At 58.9% G+C, this 16,761-nt stretch carries 14 protein-coding genes and 1 pseudogene; 5 read left to right on the top strand and 10 right to left on the bottom strand.

What is annotated here, in order from left to right; all coding sequences use genetic code 11:
• The first annotated feature begins 105 nt into the window (after nucleotides 1–105).
• Nucleotides 106–1,443, top strand: coding sequence for an NADP-specific glutamate dehydrogenase (gene gdhA, locus WBB95_RS09395; protein ID WP_424487333.1), 1,338 nt, complete (start codon nucleotides 106–108; stop codon nucleotides 1,441–1,443).
• On the opposite strand, the gene WBB95_RS09390 is transcribed toward gdhA, so the two are convergent.
• A complete protein-coding gene (locus WBB95_RS09390) occupies nucleotides 1,440–1,937 on the bottom strand; it encodes a GreA/GreB family elongation factor (protein ID WP_424487332.1) in 498 nt (165 codons plus the stop codon). The genes gdhA and WBB95_RS09390 overlap by 4 nt on opposite strands.
• A 135-nt stretch (nucleotides 1,938–2,072) precedes the next feature.
• Nucleotides 2,073–2,429 (bottom strand): hypothetical protein, encoded by a 357-nt coding sequence (locus WBB95_RS09385; RefSeq protein WP_424487331.1) that lies wholly within the window; start codon nucleotides 2,427–2,429, stop codon nucleotides 2,073–2,075.
• Between the two features lie 424 nt (nucleotides 2,430–2,853).
• On the opposite strand from WBB95_RS09385, the gene WBB95_RS09380 reads away from it, so the two are divergent.
• The gene (locus WBB95_RS09380) at nucleotides 2,854–3,144 is read left to right on the top strand and encodes a DUF3077 domain-containing protein (RefSeq protein ID WP_424487330.1); all 291 of its coding nucleotides are present in this window, start codon (nucleotides 2,854–2,856) and stop codon (nucleotides 3,142–3,144) included.
• Nucleotides 3,145–3,362: 218 nt separating this feature from the next.
• On the opposite strand, the gene WBB95_RS09375 is transcribed toward WBB95_RS09380, so the two are convergent.
• From WBB95_RS09375 to WBB95_RS09360, 4 genes are all read right to left on the bottom strand, one after another.
• Nucleotides 3,363–4,448, bottom strand: a complete 1,086-nt coding sequence (locus tag WBB95_RS09375) for a type I restriction endonuclease (protein ID WP_424487329.1) — start codon at nucleotides 4,446–4,448, stop codon at nucleotides 3,363–3,365.
• Nucleotides 4,449–4,690: 242 nt separating this feature from the next.
• On the bottom strand, nucleotides 4,691–4,996 hold the full coding sequence (locus WBB95_RS09370) for a chorismate mutase (RefSeq protein ID WP_424487328.1): 306 nt from the start codon (nucleotides 4,994–4,996) through the stop codon (nucleotides 4,691–4,693).
• A 305-nt stretch (nucleotides 4,997–5,301) separates the two neighbouring features.
• On the bottom strand, nucleotides 5,302–7,155 hold the full coding sequence (locus WBB95_RS09365; protein WP_424487327.1) for a DUF4105 domain-containing protein: 1,854 nt from the start codon (nucleotides 7,153–7,155) through the stop codon (nucleotides 5,302–5,304).
• 91 nt (nucleotides 7,156–7,246) lie between these two features.
• Nucleotides 7,247–7,735 (bottom strand): DUF3015 domain-containing protein, encoded by a 489-nt coding sequence (locus WBB95_RS09360; RefSeq protein ID WP_424487326.1) that lies wholly within the window; start codon nucleotides 7,733–7,735, stop codon nucleotides 7,247–7,249.
• Nucleotides 7,736–8,002: 267 nt separating this feature from the next.
• Between WBB95_RS09360 and WBB95_RS09355 the strand changes: the two genes are divergently transcribed.
• Nucleotides 8,003–10,441: a Lon protease family protein gene (locus WBB95_RS09355; protein ID WP_424487325.1), complete on the top strand. Its 2,439-nt coding sequence runs from the start codon at nucleotides 8,003–8,005 to the stop codon at nucleotides 10,439–10,441.
• A gap of 348 nt (nucleotides 10,442–10,789) precedes the next feature.
• Nucleotides 10,790–11,119 carry a hypothetical protein gene (locus tag WBB95_RS09350; RefSeq protein ID WP_424487324.1) on the top strand — a complete coding sequence of 110 codons (330 nt, stop codon included), beginning with the start codon at nucleotides 10,790–10,792 and terminating at the stop codon, nucleotides 11,117–11,119.
• A gap of 98 nt (nucleotides 11,120–11,217) precedes the next feature.
• Here WBB95_RS09350 and WBB95_RS09345 read toward each other — a convergent pair whose 3' ends face one another.
• The gene (locus WBB95_RS09345; protein WP_424487323.1) at nucleotides 11,218–13,041 is read right to left on the bottom strand and encodes a hypothetical protein; all 1,824 of its coding nucleotides are present in this window, start codon (nucleotides 13,039–13,041) and stop codon (nucleotides 11,218–11,220) included.
• Between the two features lie 163 nt (nucleotides 13,042–13,204).
• On the opposite strand from WBB95_RS09345, the gene WBB95_RS09340 reads away from it, so the two are divergent.
• On the top strand, nucleotides 13,205–13,693 hold the full coding sequence (locus WBB95_RS09340; RefSeq protein ID WP_424487322.1) for a TIGR00645 family protein: 489 nt from the start codon (nucleotides 13,205–13,207) through the stop codon (nucleotides 13,691–13,693).
• Nucleotides 13,694–13,706: 13 nt separating this feature from the next.
• Here WBB95_RS09340 and WBB95_RS09335 read toward each other — a convergent pair whose 3' ends face one another.
• The 3 genes and pseudogenes from WBB95_RS09335 to WBB95_RS09325 all read right to left on the bottom strand — a co-directional run bounded on the left by WBB95_RS09335 (nucleotide 13,707) and on the right by WBB95_RS09325 (nucleotide 16,205).
• Entirely contained in the window at nucleotides 13,707–15,143 is a 1,437-nt protein-coding gene (locus WBB95_RS09335) for an ArnT family glycosyltransferase (protein ID WP_424487321.1), read from the bottom strand.
• A 128-nt stretch (nucleotides 15,144–15,271) separates the two neighbouring features.
• Nucleotides 15,272–15,853: pseudogene (locus WBB95_RS09330) on the bottom strand (hypothetical protein); the annotation flags it as partial.
• A 106-nt stretch (nucleotides 15,854–15,959) separates the two neighbouring features.
• Nucleotides 15,960–16,205, bottom strand: coding sequence for a DUF6124 family protein (locus WBB95_RS09325; RefSeq protein ID WP_424487320.1), 246 nt, complete (start codon nucleotides 16,203–16,205; stop codon nucleotides 15,960–15,962).
• Between the last annotated feature and the right edge of the window lie 556 nt (nucleotides 16,206–16,761).

Below are 16,761 nucleotides of genomic sequence, written 5' to 3'. Positions count from 1 at the left end.
ATTTAAATTCACAAAAGCGACATTTTGCCCTGTCGCGGTGCGACATGAATTGATAAAGTCCGGGACAAATCTCCTTTAACGACAATAAATTTGCCGAGACTTTTCATGATCGAATCCGTTGAATCCTTCCTTGCACGCCTCAAGAAACGCGACCCCGACCAGCCGGAATTCCACCAGGCCGTGGAAGAAGTCCTGCGCAGTTTGTGGCCGTTTCTCGAAGCCAATCCCCATTACCTGACCTCGGGCATCCTGGAGCGTATTTGTGAGCCGGAACGCGCGATTACGTTTCGGGTTTCGTGGGTGGATGATCACGGCAAGGTCCAGGTCAATCGTGGTTTCCGCATCCAGATGAACAGCGCCATCGGCCCCTACAAAGGCGGCCTGCGCTTTCACCCCTCGGTGAACCTGGGCGTGCTGAAGTTTCTGGCCTTCGAGCAAACCTTCAAGAACTCCCTGACCTCGCTGCCCATGGGCGGCGGCAAAGGCGGCGCCGACTTCGACCCCAAGGGCAAGAGCGACGCCGAAGTGATGCGCTTCTGCCAAGCCTTCATGAGCGAGCTGTACCGCCATATCGGTGCTGACGTCGACGTCCCGGCCGGCGACATTGGCGTGGGCGCGCGTGAAATCGGCTTCCTGTTTGGCCAGTACAAACGCCTCAGCAACCAATTCACCTCGGTGCTGACCGGCAAAGGCATGACCTACGGCGGCAGCCTGATCCGGCCCGAAGCCACCGGTTTCGGTTGCGTGTACTTCGCCGAAGAAATGCTCAAGCGCAGCGGCCAGCGCGTTGAGGGCAAGCGCGTGGCCGTCTCCGGCTCCGGCAACGTCGCGCAGTACGCGGCGCGCAAGGTCATGGACCTGGGCGGCAAGGTGATTTCGCTGTCCGACTCCGAAGGTACCCTGTACGCCGAAAGCGGTTTGACCGAAGAACAATGGTCGGCCCTGCTGGCGTTGAAAAACGTGCAGCGCGGGCGCATCAGCGAACTGGCCGAGCGTTTTGGCCTGGAGTTCCGCGCCGGCAAAACCCCATGGGAACTGGCCTGCGACATTGCCCTGCCATGCGCCACCCAGAACGAACTCGACGCCGACGCCGCGCGCACCTTATTGCGCAATGGCTGCCTCTGCGTGGCCGAAGGCGCCAACATGCCCACCACGCTTGAGGCTGTGGATATCTTTATCGAGGCGGGCATTCTGTTCGCGCCGGGCAAGGCGTCGAACGCTGGCGGTGTGGCCGTGAGCGGCCTGGAAATGTCGCAGAACGCCATGCGCCTGCTGTGGACCGCCGGCGAAGTCGACAGCAAGCTGCACAGCATCATGCAGTCGATCCATCACGCCTGCGTGCATTACGGCGAAGAAAACGGCCGGGTCAACTACGTGAAGGGCGCCAACATCGCGGGCTTTGTGAAAGTCGCCGATGCGATGCTGGCCCAAGGCATCGTCTAAGCCTCGGGCTCGATCAGCAGCACTTCAATCACCTGATCACCGACGGGGCGCTTCCACAGCACCTCGTCGCCCACCTGGGCGCCCAGCAAGGCGCGGCCCAGGGGCGAGCCCCAGTTGATCAAGTTGGCGTGGGCATCGGCTTGGTCTTCACCCACCAATTGAATGCGCTGCTGTTCATCGTGCTCGTTGGCGAAGGTGACCCAGCTGCCGATCTGTACCTTGTCGGTGGACATCGCCGGTGTTACGACGTGGGCGCTTTGTACGCGTTGGTTGAAGTAGCGCAGGTCCCGCTCAAGGTCCGCTTGGCGCTGCTTGTCGGCGTGTTCGCCCTTGGCTGATTCGGCGCTGTATGCCTGCTGCAACTGGGCAACCTTGGCCTGCAACTGCGCCAATCCTTGCGCTGTTAGATGATTGGGCTGCTCACTGACCTGACGCTCAACCGGCTGATCAGCCTGGGCGGCGGCGTTGTCTTCGTTAACAAAAGCTCGGCTCATGACGTTCTCCTTCTATGGAGCTTGGGCCATATTCGCCGCGTGATCGTTCCCACGCACTGCGTGGGAATGCCGCTTTGGACGCTCTGCGTCAGCTTGCAGGGTCCGTGAGGCTGCAGGCACGGTCAGAAAAGCGACCTATTGCGAGCGATAGGCTCGGCCGGCGTCGCGATCTTTTTCCTGCTCCCAGGCGCGCTCACGGTCGTCCCAGTGATTGTCTTTGTAGTCGCGCAGCTCTTCGTTTTCACGCATGGCCTTGCACTGGCGAAAACCGTCTTCCCAGCCTTCGGCGTACTCACGAACCTTCAGGTAGCGCGGTACGTTCTTGCGAAACTCCCCGCTGATCACGCCCGCGGCCTGGCGACCGCTGCTGCAGCCGTCGTCAAAGCCATCAGCGAAGGCCGGTGGATACCCTTTGGCGAGTAAATCCTGATGGGTGGTTTGGCAACCTGCCAGCCACACCAACGCACACAGCATTACTGCATACCGCCACATTGCTCGCTCCCTGGCCGTCTCACGGCTGATAGGGGAAGTCTAGATAGAGATTTGTCGGGGAGGTGTGAAAGGGCGGTGAGAAAAGTGTTGGGTTAAAGGGCCATCAACGACGATTCCCTTTAAATTGCAGGACGTTTCCTAGAGAATCTTTAGCCTATTGCGCCGTACCGTTTGGATCACTAGCCTCCCTGGATCGCTGCACATCAGCGAACGGGTTTAGCGATCCGGGTTTCGGGCGTGTCACCGCTTCCAACACTATCAGCCGGCGTTTGCCTGCTTCTAGCGTCTTATGGTGGCTGTGTGCTGGAGACCTTCGAGTCTACCCGGGATGCCTCTGATCCGGATCGCTAACCTGCACACAGCTGCCACCCTTCATGTTTAGCGATGTGATATGGCGGCTCTACTTCAGCAGAGAGCAATCATCATGAGCAAAGTCGTCCCCGATCCACCCCTGTCCTCCATCACCACCCTCGGCGTCGTCACCTTCGGCGACTACGGTGAAAACGAAAAACCACTGTTCCGCGTCAACGCCGGCATGCCGATTGATGAAGCGCTGGAACACGCCTCCACCTTGCTTTTCTACTCCAAGAAACTCGCCATGGAAGCCGCCATGGACGTGCGCGGCGAGCAATACGCCTGGGCGGCGCATTACCTGTGCGAGATGGGCAAAGCCGTCGTGGACGACCTGACCCAAGCAATCACGCCTGCCACTTAAAATGGCACCAGCAACTTAAAAGGCTGGCCTTGCCCTTGTGGTGAGCAGGCTTGTCCTGCGCTGGGCTGCGGAGCGGCCCCAAAAGCATGAGTGCGGTTTGTCTGGCACTCCTCAGCTGCATATTTGGGGCTGCTACGCAGCCCGCGCAGGCGTTGCGACGATTCGACAACTCTGCTCACCACAGAATTATCGACGATTCTGGCTACTCGCTAGGGATTCTAAGCGTAATAACCCACTGTTTTTTTCAGTTGATCCGCGTACTCGTAAATATCGTCGATGGACGAAATCGCATGCCGGGTCTCATTCTTTTCCTCGTCGAATATTCCGAGATACTTCTGACTTCGATTGAAGTGAAGACGGCAGATGGGCTTGCGGTTGTTGTCGTCCAGCAGTATCCCGAAATAGCTCTGAGTGTCTCGCTGAACGATCCGCTTGGCATCAACCACTGAGCGGACGACGGCCCTGACGATGTGATAACCCTCAAGTTCTTCTAACGTCGTTAGGATCTTGTCTTCTGACTCGTCCCTATCCTTCGTATCTGCATTCGCACTGTTCGCGGCAGGGATTGTTGCCAGTGTCGGTTGGATCGCGCCGCTCATTGCGGACTTGAGCCGATCATTGATCCGGTCGTTCAGAAACTGGGCCAGTGCTTTCCGGGTCAGCTCAAAAAACTGCTCACGCACTTTTTGAGTGATCACGCCCTCGTAAACACGCGAAGCGAAAAATTTTACGAAGTCATCTTCTGGTTTGCTGACCTGAGTGCCGATGAGCTTTTTGAGTTGGCTGACGTATTTCAACTCTCCAGCTGCATTGATAATAGAGTCAACATCGAACGCTGATTTGGTGAGTTTGATCAACTCCGGTACGGAGTACTCATCGATGTCCAGCAGATCCAACTCCAAAAATGGTTTTTCGTCCATTTTATTGGGGGCGTCCAAGTCAGTAAAAAATCTGTAGACCTGGCCATTGGTAAGAATCGAGATTCTTGCGCTCGTAACATGAAAGTATCGGAAAAGCTGGGACGCGTGATTGATGCTCAATGACTCGCCGATCTTTTTGCATTCGATGAGTATCTGAATCTCACCGTTTTTCATGATTGCGTAATCGATTTTCTCGCCTTTCTTCGTTCCGACATCACAGACGAATTCAGGCATCACTTCTTGCGGATCGAATACGTCGTAGCCTAATACAGTGTTGATAAAAGGCATTACGAAGGCATTTTTTGTCGCTTCTTCTGTTTGTATGGCGGGGCCTTGCAACCTGACTTTTGCTGCCAGACTGGTTAGCTTTTCGAAAAATTCCATGGTCAGCCTCTTACCTATTCGGATCCGTGTATAGACATGATGGCAATTTGATTGCTATCCGAGACTAGACACAAATCTCTATAAAGCGAGGCGGAAAGAGCAAATTCGCTTCAGCTTAAAAAAGCTAAAAAACCATATGTGCTTTATTACTTATTTATCAAAGGGTTGGATGTAGTCAAAAATATTTCTATTCAGGCTAATGAATTTGATAGTTTTGCGGCGATTTTCCTGAGGTCTTTTGATCACGGAGCGCCGGGACTTATAAGGGATGCATGTTCAGCCAATTCCTGCTGGATAAACGCTGCAATCATTGCGCGATACACCTGCTCGGTGACCGCAGGGTTGGCGCCCACTGCCTCGGATAACCCCCGCACCTTGGCGATCACCTGTTCAACCCGTTGCGGCGCCTTCACGTCATCAGTGTCTTTTTTGAAGCGAGCGGCCTGGGAGACGTAGCGGCCTCGCTCGGCCAGCAGGGTGACGATTTGTTGGTCAAGGCGGTCAATGTTTTCGCGGACGGCTTCAAGGGTGGTGCAGTTAACGGCCATGTTGATGGAACTCCTGACTAGATGGGCAATGCGATGTGCCTGACTATACGCGCCGTTCAAATGTGGGAGCGGGCTTGCTCGCGAAAGCGGTGGGTCAGCCAGTACATGGTTGCCTGAACGACCGCTATCGCGGGCAAGCCCGGCTCCCACATTTGAACTGTGGCGGGCGCAGGATTCAGGCCAGGCATAAAAACCTGTGGGAGCTGGTTTGCCGGCGATGGCGGTGGGTCAGTGGGCCTGGCTGTTGCTGATACACCGCCATCGCGGGCAAGCCCGCTCCCACATTTGGTTTTTATCCGGCCTGGTTAGTAGTGATACCACTTCACTTCAAGCATCACTTCATTCACCGGGGTCGACAGGTGGCTGTATTCGCGCTGGGCGCTCAGGCGTAACCCGAGGTTGCGCGACAATTCCCACTGTTGGTTCAGGCTGACACTGCGCCGCACTTCGCCATTGGTGAAGAAGTCACCCTTGGCTTCCAGACTCAAATTGCCCAGGGGGTTTTTCCACAGCACGCCGGTATTGAACCCGGCCGCCGGGGAGATGGCTTCGCTGAAGTCGTTGTTGTGTTCCACGCGCACGGTGCCAAGGGCGAAGCCGAGCATGTCGTCGGTCAGTTGCCAGGTGCCGCCGGCGCCGCCGTTGACGTGGGCGACGAGGGTTTCATCGTCGTGCTTGCCAGGTACGCGCTCCAGGCCGCCGGTGACTTGCCAGGACCAGGGCTGCAGCAGTGCGTTGCGCGGCGTCAGTGAGCGGATGGTGGCCAGGTCGAGTTGCTGCAGTTGCCAGTGGTTGCCTTCGTACTGGCGCAGTTTCATCTGCAGGATTTCGATCTGCGCGCCCAGTGGGAAGCCTTCGGCGTTGTCGTTGAGGTCGTGGTAGGCCATGCGCAGGCCGTATTCGCCAAAGGTTTTGTCGCCACGGGTGCCAATGCCCGCTTGCCAGGTACGCGACTCGTGCCCGTTCTCGGGCAGGCCGGGACGCTCGATCTTCAGGTCGGGCGCAGGGTTCTGGTTGATCGCGCGCAGCAGTTCAAAGCTGCGCTGGGAGCGCTCGGGGTCGCGCTCCAGGCCAGTGGCGCGGTAGCGGCCCAGGCGATAGGCGGCGTCGATGATCAGCGCCTGGCGGTCTTTGGCGATGGCCTTGAACGCCGGGTCCTGCAATTGCTTCTGGTCGTCGCTGACTTTCAGCACCCACTGTTGCTCATCGCCGTCCAGCGGCTTGGCACGTTCCAGCAGTTCGCGCTCACGAGACGGGCGGTAATCAATCTTCTCGACCAAGCCGGCTTCTTTCACGGCTTTCACGGTGTCGGTGGGGATCGCCGTCAGCGGGAATTGCTCGGTCAGGCGCAAGCTCGGGCGGGCGACTTGCAGCAGTTCCAGCAGGCGGTAGGAGCAGTTTTCGTCAAAGAAGAAATAGTCGAACTGGATCTGCTTGAGCTCCCACACGTGCTCGACCATGCGCCTGGTCTCGACCTCGGTGAGGTTCAGGCGGTATTCCCACAGGTCGCGGTTCTCAAGGCTGCGGTATTCAGAGAGTTTTTCCTGGTAAGGCACCAGGGCGAACAGGCCGGGGTAGCCGCCCATCAGGCCTTTCCAGGCGTAAAGAATGCTGTTGTCCGAGCCTTCGATGTAGGCGCCGAAGTTGATCGCATAGCTGAGCAGTGCGGTGTTGTTGCTCTGCACGTCGGCCTGGTCGATGCGCAACAGGGTGTGGCCGAACATCGAAGACGGGCTGTTCAGGTAGGCCGCCGGGAAAATCATCACCGCACTATGCGGCGCGACGTCCTTGAACCATTGCGTGAATTCCTTGCAGTCCAGGGCGGGCAGGTCGGTCAGGTGCAACTGGTCCTTGAGCCAGCGCGTACGTGCGGGGTACACGCATTGGGCGTGTTTTTCACCCAGGCTGGCCGGCGCATAGAGCGCTTCAACGGTGGCCTTGAGCTCGGCGTCCGGATGGTGGGCGCCATCGGCGGCGAGGAAAAACTTCTTGTCGCTGACATAGCTGCGCCAGCCAGTGATTTTGCCGGCTTCGTAGTGGCCCAGAGACAGCCAGAACGGATCGTTGGCCAGTTGCTGCAAACGTTGATCATCAATAGGCGTAGCCGCGTACAGCGGGGCGCAGGTGAAGAGTGCCAACCAGGCAAAGCGTTTGAGCATAAGGGCAACTTAAGTCGGAAAAAGTGAGACCCAAAGGGGAGGTGGGTCCAAAAATAAGACCCGCGCCTTGGGAGGCGCGGGCGGGTCGAGCTTAAGCTTGGGTCGCGTATTTCGCCAGACGGGTATCACTTTTCAGTACCGCCAGGGTGTTGTTGTGCACGTCGTCAGCGGTCACGTCAGCTTTGCTGAAGATTTGCTGGAAGTGCTCGTGGGTCACGGCATTGAAGTGCTCGCGATCTTCCGGCGCAACGCCCAGTACCACCGCGTAGGTGGTCAGTGCTTCGCCATTGCCTTTGGCCATGTCTTCGGACAGCTCGTTCATCATGCCATTCATGGCAATCCAGGACTTGCCGCCATAGGTCAGGGCGCTGTTGGTGCTGCAGCCGTTGGTACCGGAGGTCATGCCGAAGGTGGCGTTACCCGAGGTGCCGTTGGTGGTGGAGGCCAGGAAGTGAGCCGGAGTGCCGCGCTGGCCTTCGAACAACATGTTGCCCCAACCGCAGTTCGGGCCACCTGGTGCTTCTGCCATTGCATTGAGGGAGACGACGGTGAAGAGAGTACCAAGAAGGATCCGTTTCATAGCTTTGTTCTCTTTGTGTGCAAACCAATGGACAAGGGGTCAGGCGCTTCAAGGCGCCCTAGGGGCCAGTTATTAGTCCAACCCGCGCAGTTTGGAGTTTAGGCACGTTCCCGGGGTTCCGTTATTTTTTATAAAACAATCAGACTTATCGCGATTTTTTTGTAGGACGCATCCCGCGTCTGCGCTTTCCCAAAAGCGTGCCTTGCCAGAGCGCGCAACCCGGAGCCAGAATGCCGACATCTGCCCCGCCTGATGTAAGGAAGCCCGATGCCTGATCCTGTTGCTGCCAGCTTGCGTTTAGCGCCCGAAGCGCTGACTCGTCCTTTTTCCGCTGAACAGTTCAGCTTCTCGACCACCAATGATTTGGAGCCCTTTCGCGGTGTGCTTGGCCAGGAACGTGCGGTTGAAGCCTTGCAGTTCGGTGTGGCCATGCCACGCCCCGGTTACAACGTGTTTGTCATGGGCGAGCCCGGTACCGGCCGCTTTTCGTTCGTCAAACGCTACCTGAAGGCCGAAGGCAAACGCCTGCAGACCCCGGCGGACTGGGTCTATGTGAACAATTTCGATGAGCCTCGCGAACCGCGTGCCCTGGAGTTGCCAGGCGGTGCGGCGGCGGCGTTCATCGCCGATATCAACGGGTTGATCGACAACCTGGTGGCGACCTTCCCGGCTGTCTTCGAACACCCGACGTATCAACAGCGCAAAAGCGCCATCGACCGCGCGTTCAACCAGCGTTACGACAAGGCGCTGGACGTGATCGAACGCCTGGCCCTGGAAAAGGACGTGGCGCTGTACCGCGACAGTACCAACATCGCCTTCACCCCGATGCTCGACGGCAAGGCGCTGGACGAAGCCGAGTTTTCGCAGCTGCCTGAAGCCGATCGCGAACGCTTCCACACGGATATTTCCGAGCTGGAGGAGCGCCTCAATGAAGAGTTGGCGAGCCTGCCGCAGTGGAAGCGCGAGTCGAACAACCAACTGCGCCAGTTCAACGAAGAAACCATCACCCTGGCCCTTCAGCCTTTGCTTTCGCCGCTGTCGGAAAAGTACGCGGAGAACGGCGCGGTTTGCGGTTATCTGCAGGCCATGCAGGTGTACCTGCTCAAAACCGTGGTCGAGCAACTGGTGGACGACGCCAAGACCGACGCCCAGGCCCGCAAGTTGCTCGAAGAGCAATACTGCCCAAGCCTGGTGGTCGGCCACCCGGTCAACGGCGGCGCGCCAGTGGTGTTTGAACCGCACCCGACTTACGACAACCTGTTTGGCCGTATCGAGTACAGCACCGACCAGGGCGCGCTCTACACCACCTATCGCCAATTGCGCCCGGGCGCGTTGCACCGTGCCAATGGCGGCTTCCTGATCCTTGAAGCCGAGAAAATGCTCAGCGAGCCGTTTGTGTGGGACGCCCTCAAGCGTTCCCTGCAGTCGCGCAAGCTGAAGATGGAATCGCCGCTGGGTGAGCTCGGCCGCCTGGCTACCGTGACCCTCAACCCGCAAATGATCCCGTTGGCGGTCAAGGTCATCATCATCGGTTCGCGCCAGCTGTACTACGCGCTGCAGGACGCCGACCCGGACTTCCAGGAGATGTTCCGGGTGCTGGTGGACTTCGACGAAGACATCCCGATGGTCGACGAAAGCCTGGAGCAGTTCGCCCAGTTGCTGAAAACCCGCACGTCGGAAGAAGGCATGGCGCCGCTGACCTCGGACGCGGTTGCGCGGCTTGCGACCTACAGCGCCCGCCTGGCAGAACACCAGGGGCGTTTGTCGGCGCGCATCGGCGATTTGTTCCAGCTGGTGAGCGAGGCGGATTTCATTCGCCACCTGGCGGGCGATGACATGACCGATGCCGGGCACATCGAACGCGCGCTCAAGGCCAAGGCCACGCGCACCGGGCGGGTGTCGGCGCGGATTCTCGACGACATGCTCGCCGGGGTCATTCTGATCGACACCGCCGGCGCGGCGGTCGGCAAGTGCAACGGGCTGACGGTGCTGGAAGTCGGAGATTCGGCGTTCGGTGTGCCGGCGCGGATTTCCGCCACGGTGTACCCGGGCGGCAGCGGCATTGTCGACATCGAGCGCGAGGTTAACCTCGGTCAGCCGATCCACTCCAAGGGCGTGATGATCCTCACCGGTTACCTGGGCAGCCGCTATGCCCAGGAATTCCCGCTGGCGATCTCGGCGAGTATCGCGCTGGAGCAGTCCTACGGTTACGTGGACGGCGACAGTGCGTCCCTGGGCGAGGCGTGCACCTTGATTTCGGCCCTGTCGAAGACGCCGCTCAAGCAGTGTTTTGCGATCACCGGTTCGATCAACCAGTTTGGTGAAGTGCAGGCGGTGGGCGGGGTCAACGAGAAGATCGAAGGCTTTTTCCGCCTCTGCGAAGCACGCGGGCTGACCGGTGAGCAAGGGGCGATCATTCCCAAAGCCAACGTCGCCACGCTGATGCTCGACGAGAAGGTGCTGCAGGCCGTGCGCGACGGGCAGTTCCATATCTACGCCGTGCGCCAGGCGGACGAGGCACTGAGCCTGTTGGTGGGCGAGGATGCCGGTGAGCCGGACGCGGAAGGGCAATTCCCCGAAGGCACCGTCAATGCGCGCGTGGTCGAGCGGTTGCGCGCGATTGCCGAGATGATCAGCGAGGAAGACTTGAAGGAGGCGGAGAAGGAGCTCGCGCAGCAGGCGTTGGCAGAAGCCAAGCCGACCTGATTGTTGCCAGTTTTGCGAGTGGGCTTGTTGTGGTGAGCGGGCTTGTCCCGCGCTGGGTGGCGAAGCCGCCCTAAAATCATACAACTCTATATTTCCTGACACATCGCAGCGGCCCACTTGGGGCCGCTGCGCAGCCCAGCGCGGGGCAAGCCCGCTCACCACGAGGGTGGGTTCGTGAGTCATAAAATTGACTAAGGTTTTAGGTGCCAACGCCCGTTGGTCCCTACAACCTTGGTTTGCACTGGTTTTCTTCTATTCTGACTTCAAGGGATATCCACAGGAGTCGCTGGATAGAGACAGCCTTGCCTTGCGGCGAGGTTGAACACCGAGCTACCGAGGGTCGCCGCCATGCCGCGCAACCTTTGCCTTACCCGCCAATGCCTGGGCCTGGTCACCCGTATCGAATGTTCGATTCGCCCGCTCGCCGGGGAAAACGGGATGTGGACCTTGTTGTTTGCCGCCGGAATGACCGGCGAGCAGCCTTCCACCATCAAGTCCCAGGGCCCGTTTCATGGGCCGTTCGTGGCAGAAACCATTCTGGGGTCGATCGTCGATAGCCTGACCTTGCACGGCTATGAGCTGGCGGACGACCCGCAGATCTGGTGCCTGCACTTGCAGGCCCATCTGCGACAACTCAATGGCGGGCGTTCAAACCCGGTCAGTGATACTCACCACTGATTGATCGTTCGCGCGCTCGGCGTCCTGCTTGCGCAAGGTGACGCGGAGCGCCACGGGATGCATTCCCACGCGGCGCGTGGGAACGATCAGTTGTGGGGCTATTTGCTCTCGGGCTTATCCAGCTTGACCTCGAAGCCGTATTGCACCGTGTCGAGGTCGGTGCGCTGGTAGCTTTCCAGGGTGGTCGGCTGGCCGTAGAAATAATGCACGTCAAACAGTGCCGTGCCGTATTCCTCCGCGCGGTGGCTGACCCCGAGGACTTCCTTGAGGTAGTTGCCGCTGGCGTCCTTGGCGTAGAAGCGCCAGCTGTCGGAGGGGAATTCCTTCTGGTCGACGATCAGCGCGTTGTCCTTGAGCGACAGGCCCTTGGGCAGCTTGGCCACCTCAATCGTGGCCTTGTCGATGGTGGCCAGGAACAGCGGCACCGAACCCACCACAAACGCCGGCGTTTCCGGGAACAGATTGAGGTCGTACGTCAGCGTGCCGCTGCCGGCATTCAGCTCAAAGGCCTCGGTCGGCAGTTCGATCGGCTCGCCGCGCTCGCCCTTGTCGTCTGCGGCGAAGAAGGTGATGGGCGCATCGCTGTTGTTGCGCTCGGCGCCGACCAAGTCGTCGTTGAAGGTGAAAGGGTGGTCAAACACGATCTTTGCCGCGCTCGCGTCTTCGGTCGACTGGCTGATGGTGACGCTTTTTTTCAGTTGCTCCTCGGTCATCGAGGCGTCTTTGAGCCAGCTGATGGCGCTGTCGTCGTACACCGTGACCGGCATCGGCAGGGCCTGTACGGTTTTCTGCAGGCTGTTCTTGTCGAAGCGCAGCACCGGCAGGTCTAGGTCCTTGCGCGTGAGCGTGGCCTTGGAAAAGTCGAGAACGTCGACCTGCAGGGTGTCGATCACACCATTGAAATACACCTTGGCGTAGTGGCTGCTTTGCTTGTGTTCGAAGGCTTTCTGTTCGTCAGTCAGCTGTTTCTCGAAGGCCTCCGACCACGCCTTCTGCTTTTGCATTTCGGCCAGTTGTTTCTCGTAGAACGCCACTTGTGCGGCGTTCTCGTTGATCGAGCCGGAGCGGGTCAGGAATTGCCCGGTGCTGTCGCGGGCCTGCACCAGCAAGGGGTTCGGCGATTCGTCGCCGACTTCCGGGGCCAGCGGCGCGCTGTTGGTCAGCTCGATCTCGGCGTAGTTTTTCTCCAGCAACAGCAGGTTGAGGGTGATGTTGCCCTCGGTGCGTTTGTGGCCCACGTCTTTTTTCGACAGGTCAAACGTCAGCACTTTGCTCGGCGCGACCACTTCAACCGCGCCTTTGAGGCTGACCGGCTGCGGCTGGCTCTTGTTTTCCGTCTCGATGCCGTCGATGAAAGGGTAGGTGATCGTCAGGTCATCGGGGTTGGTCAGGTTGGAGCTGCTGGGGCTGAGCTGGATGCCGGGGTCGGTTTCCGACCACTCCGGCTGGAAGGGGATGACTTTGTTGTTGCTCAAGGTCACCGACTGCCATTCCAGGCCGTGGGGGAAGGGGAATTGGTCCGGGGTGTTGAAGTTGAACGGGAAGACCGGCTGCAAATCCGTCAGGTAGTCGGAGTGCGAGGCTTTGCGCAGCACGAACAGGCCGTTGATGTAGGTGTCCACCAGGGCTTGCGGCGTGGGGTAGTGCTTGAGCAGGGCCAGGGTGTCTTCGCCGTATTCGGCTTCGATGGGCTTGTCGGCGAGCTTGACGCGTGCGCGCTCCAGCAACAGCAGCGAGCCGCCGAGGTCGGCAATGGCGTCGCGCAGCTTGGGGTCCTGGATGCTGTCCAGCGACTGCTCGAACTGGGCGGTTTTCTCTTCGAGGGTGGCTTGCTTCTGCTCTTCTTTGGGGGAGCAGCCGCCGCTCATCAGCAGCACCGCACCCAGGCCGAGAGTGGCCAAATGGGATCGCACATCCATCATCTGAGTTTTTCCTGTTCGACGTCATCGAGCCGATTTGATGGGCTCGACACTAGCAGAAAAATTCTCTTACAGATGCCGCACAGGTCGGTTTTCTCGCGGTGACAGGTGTTTGACAGTGGCTGGTATACTCGCGGCCATTTTTAGCCTGGCTGTGTGAGATTCAATGGAACGCTTTATCGAAAATGCCATGTACGCCTCGCGTTGGCTGCTGGCGCCGATCTATTTCGGCTTGTCCCTGGGGTTGCTGGCGCTGGCGCTGAAGTTCTTCCAGGAAGTGATCCACCTGCTGCCGAGCGTGTTCTCGATGGCCGAGTCGGAACTGATCCTGGTGCTGTTGTCGTTGATCGACATGGCGTTGGTGGGCGGCCTGCTGGTGATGGTGATGATCTCCGGCTACGAGAACTTCGTCTCGCAGCTGGATATCGATGAGAGCAAGGAAAAGCTCAACTGGCTGGGCACCATGGACTCTTCTTCGCTGAAGATGAAGGTCGCGGCGTCCATCGTGGCGATTTCGTCCATCCACCTGCTGCGCATCTTCATGGACGCCAAGAACGTCGATCCGCAGCATTTGATGTGGTACGTGATCATCCACATGACCTTTGTGATCTCGGCGTTCGCCATGGGTTTCCTGGACAAACTCACCAAGCACTGATGCCGCGCCAGCCTTACTGCGTCACGAAGTAATAAGGCTGGCGACCAATCGCCATCTGCTTGATCACGGTCACCTTCTCACTCAGTTGTTCAGGGCGATCCAGCAACGCAATGTTGCCGGGTTTGGCCGTGAGGAAGGCGCGCAATTCGGCTTCGGTTTGCAGGATCGGCAAATACCCCTGCAAATAGAACACGCTTGACCCGGCGATGCGTTCGTTGGGCTGGAACAACACCACGTCTTTACCTTCGGTTTGGAAGGCCTTGGCTTGGCTGATCACGGGCACGAAGGACTCACGTTTGTCGGCTTTGGGTGCAAACCAGAAGGCGGCGGTCATATAGCTGGCGATCAGCAGAATGAACACACCGCTGATCACGCCTCGGTGATAACGGTACAGCCCCGGTTTATGCGCCTTGAGCCATTCCAGCAGCACGCCTGCATATTCTGCGGCGAGTACGGCTGCAGCCGGTGTCAGCGCCATCAGGTAGACCACGCGCTTGCTGGACGCCAGGGTCAGCAGGGTGAACTGCGCCACCAGCCATACGCTGAAGAACAGGCGGTAGCGGTTGCGCACCAGGCTTTTGCGAAAGTGCCACAGGCCCAGGTACACCAGGATGTTCCACGGCAGGAACGCCTCAGGCAGCTTCGCAATGTAGTAATAAATGGGCTCGTAATGCCCCGCCTCCACAAACGAGCCGCTGAAGCGCCCGACGCTGTTGGTCCACAGCACCTCGGCCACCGCCTGCATGCCGCCGCGCTGGAACAGAAACCCCAGCCAGATCAACAGCGGCACCAGCGCCAGCAGCGTGAACAACGCCGGCTTGAGCCAGTCGCCGACGCGCAGGCGTTTATCCATCAGGCTGGTGCTGGCCAGGTACACGAAAATCACAATGCCCGGCATCGCCAGCCCCAGCACACCTTTGCTCAAGGTCGCGATGACCATCCCGGCGGTAAACAACGCCCAGGCCCAGGCGCTGGAACCTTGGTGCTCGGGCCGCACCGCCTGGTAAAAGCCCAGCAGTGCCATGGTCACGCCGAGGCTGAGCAACGAGTCCTCGCCCACACCCCGCACATTCCCCCAGTAACTGGCCATGGTCGCCAGGATCAACGCCGCGCAGAACGCCAGCGTCTTCGGCCGCCCGAACTGGCGCAGCATTGCGTAAAACAGCATCACGCTGAACAGCCCGGCGAACGCCGAGGCCAGGCGCACGGCCAAGGGCGTACCGCCAAACAGGCGAATCGCGCCGGCGTCCAGCCACAAGCTCAGGGGTGGTTTTTCCAGAAAGGGTTCACGAAACAGCGTCGGGATCACCCAGTCGTTGTCCAGGTGCATGGCCATGGCAATGCCGGCGACGCGGGCTTCGGTGGAGCCTTGCAGCTCGTGGCTACCCAGGGCGAAGAAGAACAACAGCGCAGCGAGAAGGAGGAGCAGAAGAGGAGCGGGACGCGTCATGGTTCTGGCTACCGGGGGCAGGGGACCGCTCGGGGGAGCGGCCGTGGCAATCGGTTAGTATCGGTTAGCATTTCTGAACGTTTCGTGAATGAATGTCAGTTTTTTGTAAGGTTGGTGGGGGCCGATACTCAGGGTCGTTCCAAACTGACTAATGCCGCTTTGCCTTGCTCAGTCAGTACCGGCTCCAATTGCTCCCACGTGAAGGTCAATTCGTTGTCGCAGCCGTCGCCATTGGCGGGTGTTGAAAGCTGCAGGCCTTGGGTGCTGAAGCACAGATCGAACGTGGTGTAACGGGTTGTCGCCGGGCAGCCTTCGTCCAGGGTGGATTGCTTGCCGAGCCACGTGCTGAATTTGGCCGGCAGTTTCAAGTGGCCGGAGTACGCGTCATACCTCTGCTGATGCCCGCCAAGCCAGGCCCACGGTTCGACACTTTCGCCGGTTTGCAGGCTCCAGGCGTGCAGGCCCCAACTGATACCCCGGGCGCCCGTTCCCGCAGCCCAATGGTAGAACTTGACGCTGATGAACCGGGACGACCAATACGTGGGCTCCACGTCGATCTCGCGGGTAAGGGCCGAGCCGTTTCGACCGAGGTATTCGCGGCGCTCGCGGAAGTAGTCAGCCTGATCATCATCGTTGACGGCCAGGGCCGCGAGTTGCCGGTTAATCTTCTGAACGGCCGGGCTGTCACCCTCAAGCTTGAGCGTGACCTGCGCGTATCTGCTTCCGGTTGTCTGACCGGCCGTCAGGGTAATGGGACGTTTGGGGGCGTTCCAGAGCGGGCGAGGCATTGTGAGGCGACTCGCCCTTTGTCAGTTTTTATGGCTGGGGCGCGAATGACTGAGTGCTCAATACGCGCTCGATCAATAGCTCGCCCAGCACGATCAACTGCTGAGCCGCGAGTAGTGTGTGGCGGTGTGAACCTTCGAGTTCGAAGGCCAGGTCGGTGGTCATGGCGTTCAGCGAGGCGAGGGTTTCGCTGGCTTGGATGAGCAGGGTCTCGGGGCCGACGTTTTCGATGATGGTGAAGAGGGTGACCGGGGGGTTGGGGGTGATTTTTTTCATGGCGCAAACTCCTTGATTGATGGAGTCGCCAGACATCGCTGCTAAACGAAAAGGGTGGCGACTGTACGCGGGTTAGCAGACCAGGAATCAAGGAACCCAGCGCACTCGAAAGTGCCCCACGCACAGCCGCCATAACGCGAACCAGCAAATGCTGAAGGCATCGCTCGAACGAGTGGTGGCTTTGCAGGCCTTGATATTAACCGAGCTGCTAAACCCGGTCGCTGATTTTGCAGCGACGTGAGGAGGTTAGCCGGGTGCGCGTAGTGGAGCCAGTTCATCAAAGGCGCGACATCTTGAAGGAAAAATCCGAAGGCCCGCAGGCTAGGCTTTCCAACCTCCAGAAACAACAAAACCCGCACTAGGCGGGTTGTCGATGCTTCGAATTGGTGGGCCGGGGTAATTTGAACAGGAGTGTTAAATTGTTGATTTTGATAGGTAATTTTATTTTTGAGATTTGTGTGGAATACCTTTTGGAATACCAGAGGTTTCCGCCGGTTGTTGAGATTCTCAGCGATATCTCTGCCAATTGTCTTGACTAAGCTGAAGCGCTTCCACC

Origin of the sequence: Pseudomonas sp. (assembly GCF_049645325.1) — a bacterium.
In the GTDB taxonomy this organism is placed as follows: Bacteria; Pseudomonadota; Gammaproteobacteria; order Pseudomonadales; family Pseudomonadaceae; genus Aquipseudomonas.
This window is presented reverse-complemented; position numbering and strand designations above follow the sequence as displayed.